At 53.1% G+C, this 15544-nt stretch carries 19 protein-coding genes, 1 pseudogene and 1 riboswitch; of the genes and pseudogenes, 6 read left to right on the forward strand and 14 right to left on the reverse strand.

Translation table 11 applies throughout. The features are described from left to right. Positions 1-84: 84 nt before the first annotated feature. Both VFT64_06325 and VFT64_06330 read right to left on the reverse strand, forming a co-directional pair. The gene (locus VFT64_06325; GenBank protein HEU5047444.1) at positions 85-792 is read right to left on the reverse strand and encodes a type IV secretion system protein; all 708 of its coding nucleotides are present in this window, start codon (positions 790-792) and stop codon (positions 85-87) included. Between the two features lie 81 nt (positions 793-873). Further along, complete coding sequence (locus tag VFT64_06330; GenBank protein HEU5047445.1) at positions 874-1212, reverse strand: hypothetical protein; 339 nt, start codon at positions 1210-1212, stop codon at positions 874-876. Between the two features lie 214 nt (positions 1213-1426). Here VFT64_06330 and VFT64_06335 point away from each other — a divergent pair, with 214 nt between their 5' ends. After that, complete coding sequence (locus tag VFT64_06335) at positions 1427-1624, forward strand: hypothetical protein (GenBank protein HEU5047446.1); 198 nt, start codon at positions 1427-1429, stop codon at positions 1622-1624. 7 nt (positions 1625-1631) lie between these two features. On the opposite strand, the gene VFT64_06340 is transcribed toward VFT64_06335, so the two are convergent. After that, entirely contained in the window at positions 1632-2132 is a 501-nt protein-coding gene (locus VFT64_06340) for a CinA family protein (GenBank protein ID HEU5047447.1), read from the reverse strand. A gap of 39 nt (positions 2133-2171) precedes the next feature. Next, positions 2172-2450 (reverse strand): DUF2671 domain-containing protein, encoded by a 279-nt coding sequence (locus VFT64_06345; GenBank protein ID HEU5047448.1) that lies wholly within the window; start codon positions 2448-2450, stop codon positions 2172-2174. Between VFT64_06345 and VFT64_06350 the strand changes: the two genes are divergently transcribed. Beyond that, positions 2449-2865: a hypothetical protein gene (locus VFT64_06350; protein ID HEU5047449.1), complete on the forward strand. Its 417-nt coding sequence runs from the start codon at positions 2449-2451 to the stop codon at positions 2863-2865. The genes VFT64_06345 and VFT64_06350 overlap by 2 nt on opposite strands. Positions 2866-2911: 46 nt before the next feature. Here VFT64_06350 and VFT64_06355 read toward each other — a convergent pair whose 3' ends face one another. From VFT64_06355 to ubiG, 3 genes are read right to left on the reverse strand one after another with little or no spacing between them, the layout of a single operon-like run. After that, the gene (locus VFT64_06355) at positions 2912-3415 is read right to left on the reverse strand and encodes a gamma carbonic anhydrase family protein (GenBank protein HEU5047450.1); all 504 of its coding nucleotides are present in this window, start codon (positions 3413-3415) and stop codon (positions 2912-2914) included. 16 nt (positions 3416-3431) lie between these two features. Then, positions 3432-4469: an N-acetyl-gamma-glutamyl-phosphate reductase gene (gene argC, locus VFT64_06360; GenBank protein ID HEU5047451.1), complete on the reverse strand. Its 1038-nt coding sequence runs from the start codon at positions 4467-4469 to the stop codon at positions 3432-3434. A 26-nt stretch (positions 4470-4495) separates the two neighbouring features. Further along, on the reverse strand, positions 4496-5236 hold the full coding sequence (gene ubiG / locus VFT64_06365; protein HEU5047452.1) for a bifunctional 2-polyprenyl-6-hydroxyphenol methylase/3-demethylubiquinol 3-O-methyltransferase UbiG: 741 nt from the start codon (positions 5234-5236) through the stop codon (positions 4496-4498). Between the two features lie 48 nt (positions 5237-5284). Here ubiG and rimI point away from each other — a divergent pair, with 48 nt between their 5' ends. Beyond that, positions 5285-5734 (forward strand): ribosomal protein S18-alanine N-acetyltransferase, encoded by a 450-nt coding sequence (gene rimI / locus VFT64_06370; protein ID HEU5047453.1) that lies wholly within the window; start codon positions 5285-5287, stop codon positions 5732-5734. 191 nt (positions 5735-5925) lie between these two features. On the opposite strand, the gene VFT64_06375 is transcribed toward rimI, so the two are convergent. From VFT64_06375 to VFT64_06395, 5 genes and pseudogenes are all read right to left on the reverse strand, one after another. Further along, positions 5926-6429 (reverse strand): Hsp20/alpha crystallin family protein, encoded by a 504-nt coding sequence (locus VFT64_06375; GenBank protein ID HEU5047454.1) that lies wholly within the window; start codon positions 6427-6429, stop codon positions 5926-5928. A gap of 175 nt (positions 6430-6604) precedes the next feature. Continuing rightward, positions 6605-7075, reverse strand: coding sequence for an ATP-binding protein (locus VFT64_06380; GenBank protein HEU5047455.1), 471 nt, complete (start codon positions 7073-7075; stop codon positions 6605-6607). A gap of 217 nt (positions 7076-7292) precedes the next feature. Continuing rightward, positions 7293-9119: pseudogene (gene ftsH, locus VFT64_06385) on the reverse strand (ATP-dependent zinc metalloprotease FtsH). 85 nt (positions 9120-9204) lie between these two features. Then, the gene (locus tag VFT64_06390; protein HEU5047456.1) at positions 9205-10767 is read right to left on the reverse strand and encodes an ATPase, T2SS/T4P/T4SS family; all 1563 of its coding nucleotides are present in this window, start codon (positions 10765-10767) and stop codon (positions 9205-9207) included. A 143-nt stretch (positions 10768-10910) separates the two neighbouring features. Then, entirely contained in the window at positions 10911-11606 is a 696-nt protein-coding gene (locus VFT64_06395; GenBank protein HEU5047457.1) for a YafY family protein, read from the reverse strand. A 129-nt stretch (positions 11607-11735) separates the two neighbouring features. Here VFT64_06395 and VFT64_06400 point away from each other — a divergent pair, with 129 nt between their 5' ends. Continuing rightward, a complete protein-coding gene (locus VFT64_06400) occupies positions 11736-12188 on the forward strand; it encodes a VOC family protein (GenBank protein HEU5047458.1) in 453 nt (150 codons plus the stop codon). A gap of 42 nt (positions 12189-12230) precedes the next feature. On the opposite strand, the gene gluQRS is transcribed toward VFT64_06400, so the two are convergent. After that, entirely contained in the window at positions 12231-13079 is an 849-nt protein-coding gene (gene gluQRS, locus VFT64_06405; GenBank protein ID HEU5047459.1) for a tRNA glutamyl-Q(34) synthetase GluQRS, read from the reverse strand. Between the two features lie 148 nt (positions 13080-13227). Here gluQRS and VFT64_06410 point away from each other — a divergent pair, with 148 nt between their 5' ends. Next, entirely contained in the window at positions 13228-14445 is a 1218-nt protein-coding gene (locus VFT64_06410; protein HEU5047460.1) for a PQQ-dependent sugar dehydrogenase, read from the forward strand. A 39-nt stretch (positions 14446-14484) separates the two neighbouring features. Next, positions 14485-14781: a hypothetical protein gene (locus VFT64_06415; GenBank protein ID HEU5047461.1), complete on the forward strand. Its 297-nt coding sequence runs from the start codon at positions 14485-14487 to the stop codon at positions 14779-14781. A 22-nt stretch (positions 14782-14803) separates the two neighbouring features. Here VFT64_06415 and VFT64_06420 read toward each other — a convergent pair whose 3' ends face one another. Next, positions 14804-15373, reverse strand: coding sequence for a TMEM165/GDT1 family protein (locus VFT64_06420; GenBank protein HEU5047462.1), 570 nt, complete (start codon positions 15371-15373; stop codon positions 14804-14806). A gap of 17 nt (positions 15374-15390) precedes the next feature. Then, positions 15391-15544: riboswitch (yybP-ykoY riboswitch) on the reverse strand.

Here is a 15544-nt window from a genome sequence, read left to right on the forward strand (position 1 = left end):
CGGACACCTGAAAATAGACTTACCGACTAAATTCCTTTTTTGCAAATCCTGATTTCACATCCGTCCCGAATTCATACCGGCAGATTACGGGTTTAACGTGTCGTCATCCGCATGGTAGCTGATCACCTGGAACCCGAGCGGATTCAGGTAACGGTCTTCGGTTGTCAAATCAAGATCCGCATATCTGAATTCTATCAGGATCAGCTTATGCAGGACCCCAGACGCCTCGCCATTTTTGGATTCGGTAATCTGCGCACGCACAAGATAGCGCAGCGTGTCGAAACCTTCCGTAGTTTTATGCCTGTCGAGATATTTAATGCTGGCGATATGAATGGTACGCATGCCATTAGTCCCCAGGCGCGAGCCGGGGCTTTCGGGATTGCTCAGAATAATTTCATGCTGGAAGTCTTTGAAGGTCAGGCCGGTTGAGAGCACGCGCACGAGATTGTAATTATAGTAATTACGATCGGGCGAGCCGAGGAACGATTCACGCGCACGGCAGTACTGCACAATGAAATACTGATTGACCGCTTCGTTGCCGGTAAGTTCCGGCGACCTAACCGGATCGACCACCTGCGTCACACCGGTTTTCTGATCGACCTGAATGACGAAAGGCTCAACCGTTTTCAGCGGAGCAATTTGATAGAGTGCAAATGTGGAAATCAGGGAAAGCACCAACGAAAGCAACGTGACAATCGCAAAAAAATTGCGCTGTACAGACACAAACTCATAGCGATCACTATACCAGTTCTTCTTATCGCCTACCGCTATGTCTTTTTTGTTATTCAACACGTCTTGTCATCACCCAACTAGTTTTACAGTTACCGCTCTCGCAAAGAGGCAGTGAAACCCCTTGCCCAAAGCGGCCGGCCATTACTGACCTTCCGTCGAGCGCCTCAGATTCGTAGTGATTTCGTGAGCTTTTTCCGCGTTCGGAATATCCACCATGACCTGGTGATTGAAACCGTATTCCGTTTCCATTTTCTTACGGATTTCTTCGGTGGGCTCGCCTTCACCCGCTTCGATGATCACACCGAAGTCTTCCGGGTAGAAAGTACCGCTTTTTTGCGCCGCCATAAACGACTCAAGCTTATCCGCACGTACAGCCACATAAGCATAGATCGGATTGCCATCCGGATTCTCACCGCGCACCAAAAGAATGCATACGGTTTTTTCGGCAATGATCTGCTCGGAGATTGACAGCTTTTTCAAGGCAAAACCCCTTTATTTTTATTCTCAGGAGCTTAAGATAAGACAATGATTTATACCAGTCAAGAAAAACAAAATGTTCCGCCACTTGAAAACGCAATATCATCCGCCCTGCGTGCTATTAATGCTGCAACTTGCGTAACAGAAGACGGAAAACCGCCTCTTTAGTTAATTTTGCATTAAGGAATCATCGCTCGAAACTGCAACGGTCTGTCCCATGGAGAAACAAAACACACATCAATACCTGTTGGAGTTCGTAGCGCTGGAGGGAAGCGTAAAAGTGACCGCGCTTGAACCGGAAAGCGGGGTGGAGGCATCTGTTATCTGTCCGGCAACGGCAACTCGCAAGGACATGACGGATCTCGCCATCCGAAAACTGCACTATGTCTTGAAGAAAAAGAATACGTCGCAATAAGGGGAATTTAGGACTGTTTTCGCCCTGCAGCATCCATGAGCAAAGCAAGCGCTTCAGCCACCGTTGCCAACCTTACCTGCCGGCGATCGCCTTCAAACCGGAATTCCTTTACGAACATCCCGCCCTTCTGCATTCCGACGGCTATATAGACAAGCCCCACCGGTTTATCGGCGGTGCCGCCATCCGGTCCAGCAATTCCGGTAACCGAAACGCTTAAGCTGGCATGGCTGTTCGCGAGCGCCCCCTGCGCCATTGCCTGCGCGACCTGCGCACTCACAGCGCCATGCTCCGCCAGCAATGCCTCCGGTACCCCAAGCTGTGCAATTTTTGCTGCATTGGAATATGTGACGAATCCGCGCTCGAATACAGAAGAGGAACCGGGAATTTCAGTGAGCAGGGCCGCAATCAGCCCACCCGTACAGGATTCTGCCGTCACGAGCAGAAAGCCGTTTTTGCGGCACTGCGTCAGCAGCGCCTGCGCTTGCGTGATCAAAGAATCGGAAAACATTCCACCATTACCTGCAACAAGAGGAAAAGCGCTTGGCGGCTAGGCATCCTCCGGCTCCCTTTCCTTACTACGGCGGGAAGTAATTTCTGCCTTGCCTGCTTTCTTCGCATTCTTTTCCGGCTGTGCATTTTGTTTGGCTTTCACGAGCTTACCCTTATCATGGTCCCAAACATAACGCGTTACGACAACCTGAGTGCCGGTGGTCACAATATCGCCGTTAGCCATTTGCAATACGTCGAGCCCGTTTTTCAGCGCATCGTGAATCAACGTGGAGGACTGACGCAGGTACGTGGCGCTCGTCATGTCGTTAAGTGGCATGGAAGCAGCGGAGTCTTTCTTCCTTGATAAGGAATCTCCCTGCAGCCCAAGCTTCTTCAACAGATCGTTTTTATCTACCACTGATACCGCTCCAGAATATTTTCCAACAAAATCTCAATCGCAACTCTACTTCTTCTACCGTGAGTTCGACGCCTTTCCTCGCGAGCAGATTCAGGGCGCAACAAGCGCACGCAATCATGAAAAGCCAGTTTATTTACCTGTATCCGGCCGCGAATTCAACACCAAAAAGAGGCTTGCGCGAACAGATATTCCAAGCACACAACCTAAAATTGTTATTCTACCATCTGCATGCACGACTCTTTATCTGAAAATCGTCATAACATCGAATGGCATAGCTATTTTATGCCTTGCTTTCCCTCAACTGCTGGAGGATATAACGCCGCGCGCTATATAATATAGAACGCCCGGAATGTCAAACCCGGCACAAATCCTGGAGAAATCTACTTGTACTCCGCCGCCAGCTCGACGTAATTATTGCTGGAGACAGGGATAAAATCCGTTTCTTCCGGCTTCATATCGCGCATATAGCGGGCCGGGTTACCCGCCCAGACCTGCCCTTTAAGAATACGCTTGCCCGGAGTGACCAGCGCTCCCGCAGCAACCCATGCGCCGCTTTCCACCACCGCGCCATCCATGATCGTGGCATGCATACCGATGAAACAATCGTCTTCCAGCGTGCAGGCATGCAGCAGCACACTATGGCCGATCGTAACGCCGCTGCCGATGATCGTCGGCCCCGTCTTGCGCGTGACATGAATGACCGTGCCGTCCTGGATGTTGGTGCGCGCGCCGATACGGATATAATTGACATCGCCACGGATCACACAGCCGAACCACACACCGCTTTCCTCACCGATATGCACATCGCCGATCACGACCGCTCCCGGAGCAATGAAAGCGCTCGGCGCTATCGTCGGAGATATCTGTTTATAGGGCATGAGCATAGTGGCCTCCTTAAGGTTATGGGAACACTGCCGTATGATGAATCGAAAGCGTCTCAGGATATCCGCACATGAGGTTCATGTTCTGGATCGCCTGACCGGATGCACCCTTGACCAGGTTATCGATAACCGACACGATGATCGCCCTGCCCGGCAACCGGTCCTGGAATACGGCCATGAGACAGAAATTCGTGCCCCGCACCATATGTGTCGCTGGTGTAATACCCTTCGCCGCCACTTTTACAAAAGCTTCGCCTTCATAGGCCTTACGCAAAGCCGCATCGAGATCGGCCGCGCTCTTGCCAGCTGCAAGGGTGACATAGATGGTCGAAAGCATGCCACGGTTCATCGGGATCAGATGCGGCGTAAAGTTCACCAGCACCTGCTTTCCGCAAGCCTGCGAAAGCCCCTGCTCGATTTCCGGCGCATGGCGATGCGACGCAACGCCATATGCGTTCATGCCTTCATTGACCTCCGTGTACAGCATGGCCTGCTTCGCTGCCCTGCCTGCTCCGCTGACCCCAGATTTGGCATCGATGATGATACCGTCCGCCTCAATCAGCCCCGCTTTCAGCAGCGGCATAAGTGGCAGCAGCGATGACGTCGGATAGCAGCCGGGATTGGCAATCAGACGGGAAGCTTTAACCGCATCGCGCGCATGTTCCGTGAGGCCATAGACAGCTTCTTTTTGCAAATCCGGTGCCTGATGCGCGTGGCCGTACCACTGCGCATAGGTCTCAATATTTTCCAGCCGGAAATCCGCCGACAGGTCGATCACTTTCACCGAGCGCGGGATGGCTGCGATAACCTGCTGCGTCGTACCATGTGGCAGGCAGCAGAATACGATATCCACTTTCGCATAATCCACCTGCGACAGCGGAATAAGATCCGGCAGCCCGGCAAAATCCAGATGCGGATAAACCTCGCGCATCGGCTTGCCAGCCTGGCTGTCCGCCGTCAGATATGCAATCTCCACATGCGGGTGGTTAAGCAGGAACCTGAGCAGCTCCGCCCCGGTATAACCGCTGGCACCGATAATCGCTACGCGTTGTTTCATGTCGTTTCTTTCTGGAATCCTTTGCTTCAGGCAGGTATCGCCGCGAGCAGATAATTAACGTCTAAATCGCGCTCGTCAAGGCTCCAGCTGTTTTGCAGCGGATTGAAAGCCATGCCCGTCATATGCGTCACGCGCATATTCTGTCGGCGCAATCCCGAGCAAAGCTCGGCAGGTTTCAGGAATTTCTTCCATTGATGCGTGCCACGCGGTAGCCAGCGCAGCACATATTCCGCACCTGCAATCGCAAACGCATAGGATTTGATCGTGCGGTTCAGCGTAGACATAAACAGCATGCCTTCCGGCTTCACGAGCTTTGTGCAGGCATTCAGGAAAGCCGTTACATCCGCCACATGCTCCACCACTTCCAGCGCAAGCACGATATCATAGGCTTCCATGCCTTCTGCCACCAGCTGTTCGGGCGTGGTATTGCGGTAATCGATCGAAAGCCCCATTTTCTGCGCATGCAGCGATGCCACGCGGATATTCTTATCCGAAGCATCAATGGCCGTCACCGTAGCTCCAAGCCGCGTAAACGGTTCGGCCAGCAGCCCGCCGCCACAGCCCACATCCAGCAGCCTGAGCCCTGCAAGCGGCCTGATCTTCTGCGGATCGCGCCCGAAATGCGCACAGGCCTGGTCGCGGATATATTGCAGACGCACCGGGTTGATGCGGTGAAGCGGCCTGAATTTGCCGTTTTCATCCCACCATTCCTCGGCAATGCGCGAGAAACGCTCTACATCTTCCTGATCGACGGTATTGGCTTCCATTTTCCTGTTTCCTTTGTAACGAGACGGCGTATCATAGTCCCTCAGCGCATGACAATCAATATAGAGATCACCCGGCAGCCCGATACGGAAGCCCTTGCCGCCATCCACCGGAGCTGCTTCGAAACGCCCTGGGACGCACAGGCGATTGCGGAATTATTATATTACAGCGGCACACAAGCCCTTGTTGCACAAGATTATACCGGCTTTGCACTGACCAGGACTATTTACGACGAACTCGAAATCCTGACCCTTGCTGTGTCCCCCGAACATCGCAGACACGGCATAGGCAAAGCGCTTCTGGAAGCTATTTTGAACTGGGCAAGGGAAAAAGGGGTTAAAACCATATTCCTCGAAGTGCGCATAAGTAATGAAGCCGCACAAGAATTATATAAAAATGCAGGCTTCGAACTTCTCAATACCCGGAAAGATTACTACCGCAATGCGGACGGCACCCACGAAGACGCCGCCGTTATGCGCAAGAAGCTGGAATCAGAATAATTACTCCACCAATGCCAATAGCATAGTGAAGCCAGAAGGCTGAATTCATTCAAAAGTCAAGGCTTTTGCAGGAACAATTAAACACCCCTCGTGGGTACGCGGAGGAGCACTTGCGACGACCCCGCGCATAGCGCGAGGGGGTAAGCGTAAGCGAAGGGGGAATTCTTATTCCCCCTTCTAATATTAAAAGACTACGCAGCATGCTTGATTTCAATAGTCCGTTCTTTCGGCTTCGCCTCCGCTTTTTTGGGAATGGAAACCGTCAGTACGCCTTTATCCATCTTGGCATCAGCATTATCGAGATCGGCAATCTCAGGAAGAGCAACTACACGCTGGAATGCGCCGTAAGAACGTTCCTGACGGAAATAGCCTTCTTTCTCTTCCTTGGCCACAGCCTTTTTCTCACCCTTAATAACGAGATACCCTTCCGAAGCCGTAATCTGCACGTCCTTGACGTCCAGTCCCGGCAGTTCGGCAGCTATCTTATAGCCTTGCGGGGTCTCGCTGACATCGAGTGCCGGGCTGAGCACTGCATTCTGGGCAGTGGCAGGACGGCGCCATACGGAAACCGAAGGTTCGCCGAAGAATTCGCCAAACAGCCTGTTTACCTCATCCTGAAACGTCACGATAGGATTGCCGCCCCTTTCGACGGAAACCGGGGAGCGGCTGGTATTCAATAAATCGCGCATTGTCATAACAACCTCTTTTCAGATAATAAACTACGCCCGCAAAAGCGGGTAACTCTATGAACTGCATTATTAATTCGCGGTTCTAATAATAGATATAGTGCAACCCGGACGGCTTACAAGGGGACCAGAAAAATATTTGCAATATACAGAAAGCAACTGCCTGGGATTCCACCGATCAGGATTATTCACTCAATTCATCTGCATCTGGTGGCTGAAAACGCCCAAGCCATTCAACAAGCTGGCTTTCGGTGATATAAAAAATGCCTGGCTTTAGGTCATCATTGCGCTTTTTAAGCCGCAACAGAAGCTCTTCACGGGAAACGTCCATATAGTGCAGTTTTACATTGATACCACGCTCTCTTGCCTTGGTACGATACGTGTCTCGCTCTTCCCTGCCCCAGAAACCGTTATCCAAAATAGCGTTGATTCCCTGGCTTACAGCTCGCAAAGCAAAATCCAGCAGCATCGCTTCCATCTGCAGGCGTTGTTGGTTGTAAGCCTCTACATCTTTATCCCAGTCCCTCGCACCGATGAAAGGTTCCAGCCATTCATCCGGCGAAAAACGCAGGGCGGGAAGTTCCGCCTCAAGCTTCCTTGCCAGCGTTGTCTTGCCCGAACACGGCAGGCCGCAGATCATATGCAGTTTAGCCATCTAACTTTTTCCTTAATATCCTGCTCATAACATATTGCCAAGTGCGAGAGATATACCAAAAAGGGCCGCAAACAGTATTTGCAGCCCTTTTTTAAATAACTATTTTGAATTATCAGGCAGTGGCCGGTTTCTCTGTCAGCTCATCAGCCTTGGACGCACGGCTGGAAGGCACCGAAGTGCGCGCAGATGCCTTCACACCGCTATCTCCGCCATTGCGGTCCAGAGGCTCACCGTTGAGCAACGCCTTAATGTCATGGCCGCTGAGCGTTTCATATTCCAGCAGGTTTTGCGCAATCAGATGCAGTTCGTCGATATGCTCCGTCAGGATCTCCTTGGCCTTGGCATGCGCGCCTTCCACGATCTCACGCACTTCCTCGTCGATCAGTGCAGCCGTCTTGCCGGAAACTTTGCTGGCCTGACCCGCAGCATAAATATCCTGATTGTCGGAGCCGTAGAAGAGTGGCCCAAGCTTTTCGCTCATGCCCCACTCGGTTACCATCGCACGCGCAAGCGACGTCACATATTTAATATCCGACGATGCACCGCTGGAGACTTTATCATGGCCGAAGATCAATTCTTCCGCGGCGCGTCCGCCCATCGCAATCGCAAGGTCGGCATACATTTTTTCACGCAGGTAAGAAATCTTATCCGCTTCCGGCAGGCGCATCACCATACCGAGCGCACGCCCGCGCGGGATGATCGTCGCCTTGTGAATCTGGTCCGCCGAAGGCTGATAGACCGAGACCAGCGCATGGCCGCCTTCATGGTAAGCCGTCATCTTCTTTTCTTCTTCGCTGATGACCATGGATTTGCGTTCCGCGCCCATCATCACCTTGTCCTTGGCCGCCTCCAGCTCTTTCATCGTCACGACCTTCTTGCCGCTGCGTGCCGCCATGAGCGCCGCCTCATTCACAAGATTGGCAAGATCGGCACCCGAGAAGCCAGGTGTGCCGCGTGCGATGATACGCGCATTGACATCCGGAGCCTGCGGCACTTTACGCAAATGCACTTCAAGAATTTTCTCGCGTCCATTGATATCTGGGTTGGGAACATGTATCTGGCGGTCGAAACGGCCCGGACGCAGCAACGCTGGATCGAGCACGTCGGGACGGTTGGTGGCTGCCACAATGATCACGCCTTCATTCGCCTCGAACCCGTCCATCTCCACAAGCATCTGGTTCAGCGTCTGCTCGCGTTCGTCATTACCGCCGCCCATGCCGACACCGCGATGACGGCCAACTGCGTCGATTTCGTCGATAAAGATAATGCAAGGCGCATTCTTCTTGCCCTGCTCGAACATATCGCGCACACGGCTTGCACCCACGCCCACGAACATTTCCACAAAGTCCGAACCGGAAATGGTGAAGAACGGTACGCCCGCTTCGCCCGCAATCGCACGCGCAAGCAACGTTTTACCGGTACCCGGAGGACCTACCAGCAAACAGCCTTTCGGAATCTTTCCACCCAGCCGCTGGAATTTCTGCGGGTCTTTCAGGAAGTCCACAATTTCGGAAAGCTCTTCCTTCGCTTCGTCGATACCGGCCACATCGGTGAAAGTAACCTTACCCATTTTCTCCGTCAGCAGCCTCGCGCGTGACTTTCCGAACCCGAGCGCACCGCCGCGACCGCCATCCTTGCCCTGCATCTGGCGCAGGATAAAAACATACACGCCGATGAACAGCAGCAGCGGCGACCAGTACAGGAAGAAACTCCATAGCGCATCCGTGCCGGACGTATCAGGCGGAGCCGAAACCTTCACCTTTTTCTGCAGCAACATCGAGACAAGGCTAGGATCTTCCGGCGCATAGGTAACAAAGCGCTCACCATTGCTGTAATGTCCCGTAATGGAGGTGCTGAGCGCCTCCGGCACTTTTTTGATCAGGACATCAGAAATCTCACCGTTATTGACCTTGGTCACGAACTCGGAGAAAGCCAGCCGGTCGCGGGTGTTGTTTTCCGCATTCCCCAGGAAGACATTGACGGCTACGAGAAGCAAAAGGCCGACCACCACCCAGATGGCGATATTACGCGTGAATTTAGGCATAAGGTTCCTGTTAAAAACGCAAGGATAAAGATTATTACCCTATAATATAGGGATCAAAAAGCAGTTTGTCACTAGGTTCCGCCAATTAACTGCCCTTGCCGAGCTGCATCGCTTTGGGGAACTTCACGCCAAGCGCCGCTTCCAGACGCGGCAGCTCGCCGTAATATTCGATACGCCGCACGAAACGCGGCATAATACCCGACCACTTGAACTTGCCGACAATCCTGCCATTCGCATCTTCGCCTTCCTGCTTGAAATTAAATAGGTCATGCATCGTGATCGTATCGCCTTCCATGCCTACCACTTCGGAAATATAGGTAATACGGCGCTGGCCGTCACGCATGCGGCTGATCTGCACAATCAGATGCAGCGCCGCCGCAATCTGGTAACGCAGCGATTTGACAGGGATCTGCAGGTCGGCCATGCTGATCATATTCTCTAAGCGCGAAAGCGCATCGCGCGGATGGTTCGCGTGAACTGTGGTAAGCGATCCTTCATGGCCGGTATTCATAGCCTGTAACATGTCGAATGCTTCCGAGCCGCGCACTTCGCCCACGATAATGCGGTCTGGGCGCATACGCAGCGCGTTCTTCACGAGATCGCGGATGGTAACGTCTTCCCCTTCTTTCATACCCACGTGATGCGGACGCGTTTCAAGGCGCACAACGTGCGGCTGCTGCAGCTTAAGTTCGGCCGCGTCTTCAATGGTAACGATACGCTCTTTGTTTTCGATATGCTGCGAGATCGCATTGAGCAGCGTCGTCTTACCGGAGCCGGTACCGCCGGAGATCACAATATTCAGGCGGCATTTACCCACCACCTTGAGAAACTCGCAGATTTCCTTGTTGACGTTATTGCTCTCAAGCATCGAATCCAGCGTGATATTCCTCTTGGAGAATTTACGGATCGAGATGCTTGTGCCGTCCACCGCGAGCGGCGGCGCAATGATATTAACGCGGCTGCCGTCCAGCAGACGGGCATCGACCAGCGGCCTTTTCAAATCGACCTGGCGGCCGATATCATGCACAATATTCTTGGCCAGATCGAACACTTCCTTGTCATTCTTGAAGGTAATATCCGTCTTCTCGAGCTTACCGTGGCGCTCGACATAAATATTCTCCGGGCCGTTGATGAGAATATCGTTGATCGCATCATCCTCGATCAGCGGAGCGATCGGCCCCATATGAGACTGCACATTGGCCAGCACAACCTCACGGTCGTAATTATGTTCGGGATTATCGATACTGTTGTCCTGTCCGGGCATTGCACCGGCAATGGCATCGCCGCACTTGGCCAGCATTCCCGCAACCCGCTCCATGCTCTCGGCAATCTTCGCCATTCCGTCCAGCGCTGGCTGCGCGGCAGGCGCCGCAACAGGCAGCTGCATCGGAGGAAGCGAAGCACCGCTTAACAGCGCCTCCACCTGCTCCAGCGACAGTAATTCAATCTCGAGCGCCGTGCGCGCCAGCACGGTCTCCCGGTAAGGCTCGCCGCGAATCAGGCTTACGCCACCAAAAATCTCTCCCGGCACGGCTGAACGCGTGTCCCCGTCGCGAATAACATCGGCAGCACCGGCAATAATCATGAACGCATGTGCGCACGCATCTCCTTCACGGCAAATAATATCACCTTCGGCAAAAGAATACATAACCGGGAACCGTTCTATATGTGGATAAAGTTTATCATACTGCGAATTTAGCAGGAATATATTAAGCTTTTATTAAAAAAGGACAGTTTCCGGCAAACGTGGCATTATTCCAACAGTAAAGACACAATAATCGTTAGTTATTACTACATTCCCTTCATGGAATATCCCTTCTGCTGGCAGTAATCATACAGGCGCTTGCCGATTTCCTCTTTGAACAACTCCCCCATAACCGTCAACTCCCGAATCCTGTCGAGCCGGAAATTACGGAAATCATTACGTTTTTCACACCACGCAAGTAGCAGCCACGCAGGGCTGAAAAACACAAGGCATAACGGCCGCACGCATCTCTGACTCACCTTTCCTTCCTCATTCTCATACGAGAAATAAAGTTTATTCCTGGTGCGTATGGCCCTGCGCAACGCCGTGAAATCGACATTGATCTGCAATTTCGCTTTGGATGCCATGGAAAACAGGAAGGAATTGGAGATTTCCTGCTGTAGGTTTTCCGGCAGAACGCTCTTTAATTTGTCTATGGCCTGGCTTGCCGACCTCGCCAGCTCTTTATCCCCCCAGCTTTTCACCATCTGGGCTCCGAGCATAAGCGCGTCGAGTTCTTCAAGACCGAACATCAGCGGCTTCACCACATGGTCGCGGTGCAATATATAGCCGATACCGGCTTCTCCCAGAATAGGCACACCGGATGCGCCGAGATCGGCTATATCCCTGTAAATAGTCCGTGTGCTCACTTCCAGAACCTCCGCCAGTTTTTCAGCGGTCACTACCTGCCTGCGTGCTTTTAAATACTCCACAATACGGAATAAACGGTCTGCCCTGCGCATAATCCCTCCTGTTTCTGGGTTCGCTCGTAACATACTGCCACACTACTGACAATATGTTGTCAGTAGTGTTGTGTAAGATGCAGGAATCGGCCGGCAATGAAGCCGGTTGGTTTTAACAGGAGAATGAAGATGAGCAAAATACCTGAAGGCTATACCTCTGTAACCCCGTACCTGACCTTTGACGATACGGCAGCAGCTCTGGAATTTTATAAACAGGCATTCGGTGCCGAAGTGACCTTAAGTCTCCCGACACCCGACGGTAAAATCGCTCATGCTGAAATCCAGATCGGCAATGCCCGCGTGATGATGGGAGCGCCCTGCCCAGAAAAAGGCAATAAATCCGCTAAAACCCTGGGTGGTTCCCCGGTGGGGTTCTGCATCTATGTGCCCGATGTCGAAGTCGCATTTAAAAAAGCGAAAAACGCAGGCATGACCGAGAAGAAACCGATTGAAGACATGTTCTGGGGAGACCGTATGGGAAGCTTAAAAGACCCGTTCGGCTTCGAATGGTCGATCGCTGAACGCGTCCGCGAAGTTGCTCCGGCGGAAATACAGGAAGCCATGAAGAAGATGGCATCTTAATGACGAAGTGCATGCGGCTGGCGAGCGCTGGCCGCATTTGCATTAAGAGAATCCCAAATCCCGCCGCACCTGCTGTGCTGTAACACCCCGCGCACGTAAATCCGCCAGCGACTCGCTGCCTTTGCTTTTAGAGAGTTTATCTCCTGTAGGCAATGTCAGCAGCGCATGGTGGTGATAAAACGGCGTAGACAGCCCCAGTAGCACCTGCAGCAAGACATGCAGATCGGTCGCCGCCTCTAAATCCGCCCCGCGCACGACATGCGTTATGCCTTGAAGCGCATCATCCACCACCACGGAAAGATGATAACTCGTCATAATGCCTTTACGGGCAATCACCGCATCCCCCCAGCGTGCAGGCTGCGCGACCACCTCCTGCACCGAATCCTGTCGCGGAGTAAAGCGCTGGTATGCATGCACTCCCGGAGCAGCCTGCAACGCTTTTTCCATATTCAGCCGCCAGCAATGCGGGATGCCTTCCGCCATGCGAGCCTGTACCTCTTCCACGCGCAAATGAGCACAAATACGCGGGTAAAGCGGTGCTCCATCAGGATCGCTCCCCGTGCTCGCCTTTGCGATTTCGCTGCGTGTGCAGAAACACGGATACACAACACCCTTTTCCTGCAGCACGGCCAGCACCCTGGCATAATCCTCCCCATGCCGCGACTGCACCCGCACAGGCTCCTCCCATCGCAACCCGAGCCAGGCAAGATCGGCAAGGCAATACTGTGCAAGCTCCACCGTACAGCGCTCCGTATCGATATCTTCCAGCCGCACAAGGAAGCGCCCCTTCATCTGCGCCGCCAGCTCGGCATTGAGCAGCGCTGAATAGGCATGCCCCAGATGCAGCCGACCGTTAGGACTGGGAGCAAAACGCAAAACTGGTATGGACATAAGCGGACGGACATGCATAGTGGGACAGTATCATAACCGCTTCCATCACCCATTCAACGGATTTACTCAGGAATGCGAAGACTCTCAGGCTTCAAAGCGTATGATTATGGGGAGCCGCGGTAAATATGAATATCAAAAAGGGATGAAGATGCGACCATGGTTACTGGCGCTCGTTGCATTGCTCCTTGGGAGCATGAGCGCTTCAAGTTGGGCACAGGATACAGGGCCGTACGTCACGAACGGCGAATGCGACGGTTTTCCGAAAGTTAATCTGACGACCGCGTCCGGTCTTTGTGCCGGGCTTGTCGGAAGTCATCTGGGCTTTGTGCGCGGTATTGCCGCCCTCGGCACGGACCTCTACGTCACCGATATGGGCGGCTGGGGTGGCATCGGGCGTGGTAAGATCCTGCGCCTGCGCGATAACGGCCATGGCAAACCCGAAACCGTGCTCGCAAACCTTGACCAGCCAAGCTCCATCGCCCCTGCCCCCGGAAACATGCTCTATATCGGCGTGCTCGGCAAGATCATTCGCTATAACCCCGCAACGCAAGCTGTGAATGACATCATCGTCCATTTGCCTGTCGACGGTCAGCATCCGTTATCGGCATTCGCAGTGGCGCCGGACGGTTCGCTGTTCGTCAATGTCGGAAGTGGAACCGATCACTGTGAAAAAGAAGGTGGCAGTGCACCCGATCCTGCTGCTCCCTGCCCGGAAGCCTCTTCTCACCTGCTGCCCAGGGGGGCCATAGTCCATATTATGCCGCAGGCAACTCCCATCGATGCCCAGACCCTCACCGCTTACGCAACGGGCCTGCGCAACAGTATCGCTCTGACCGTATTGCCTTCCGGGCAGCTTTATGCGGGCGTCAACTCCCGCGATATTATCGATCAGGCAGATCCGTCGCTCTCTGATGAAGATCTGCCCCACGACACGCTCAACCTTGTCCGAGAGGGACAGGAATATGGCTGGCCCTATTGCTACGACAACAACATCCCTAACCCGGAATACCCGCATTACGACTGCAGCAAAAAGCAGCTGCCGACCCTGCTGCTGCCCCCGCATGCGGCTCCTCTGGGGATGCTGCTATATAAGGGCAACTTATTGCCCGGCCTCAAGGATAAACTGATCATCGGTTATCATGGCTACCGCGCCAAAGGCCACCGCATTGTTGCACTCGCACTGGATAAAAAACAAATGCCCAAAGGCACACCTGTGGACATCATTAGTGGCTGGGATGCAAAGCCCGGCGACCATCCGATGGGAGCACCGGTGGGACTGCTGGAACTGGAAGATGGCAGCATCATCGTCGCGGAAGACCGCAACGGTACGCTCCTCAGGATTGCGCGAACGCCGCAGAAGCAGTAAGTTCAGGCAGGAAGAACGTAAATAACGAAAGAAACCGCAATGAGAATAATCCTTGCCCTGATGCTGCTCCTGATGCCCTCCATTGCCTGGTGTAAGACCGAAAGCGTGATCATCACCCAGGTACTGACTGATGACGACAAAGGCGTCATCGCACGCAAGAACGGTGACGAATACCAGATTGAAAAAGGCGCTGGCTGCCCTTCCTTCAAGCAATATGCCGGTAAATCCGCCACCATCAGGTCAGAAGGTAATATCTTCTGCGGCCTGAAATGCGAGCTCGTACTGGAAGATAAAGGCGAAACCTGCCGCATCTGGAACAGCAAACAGATGAAGTAAGCACTGCTTAAGATGCAATATCCTAATGGGTAAGCATTTTGCTGATCTCAAACAATCCAAGACCGGCAAAAAATAATCCCGACACCATTCGGACGATGTTGAGCGGTATCTTTTTCATAATCATGCGGCTGCATAAAACCGCAGGGATATTCGCCGCCATCATGCCAAGCGTAGTTCCGACGATCACCGCAACAAGCGGCTGGAACTGAGCCGCGAGCGTCGCTGTCGCCAACTGTGTCTTATCCCCTATTTCCGCAACAAAGAAAGTGATGGCAGTGGTAATGAAGATGCTATGGCTGCTGAAGGCCTTTGTGCAGTCTTCATCCAGTTTGTCAGGAATAAAAGCCCACCAGGCCGCCGCAAAAAAGGAAAGCGCAAGCAGGATATGGAGTACATTCCCGCTTAGCAGGCTGCCGAGCCATTGCCCTATCAATCCCGTCACAGCATGATTGGCAAGCGTTGCGCACAAGATACCCAGGATAATAGGCACGGGCTTATGAAACCGCGAGGCAAGACACAGCGCGATAAGCTGGGTTTTATCGCCTATTTCAGCAGCGGCAATCGCAAGAAAGGAAATCAGGAGGGCTTCCATAAGACTCTTCGGGGCCAGGCAACTTATACACCAATGACATCGCAGCCCCTGCCCGACCAAGACAGACCGCCGATGCCAAAGGTCTCGCCAAGCAACTGCCGGATCCGCCATGGCCTAAGCCAAGTATGTTGACGAATCCTTCTCTTACTGAGAAAGGCTACTCCCCTAAGG

It is taken from the genome of Rickettsiales bacterium (assembly GCA_035765535.1).
Lineage (GTDB): Bacteria > Pseudomonadota > Alphaproteobacteria > Rickettsiales > JABCZZ01 > JABCZZ01.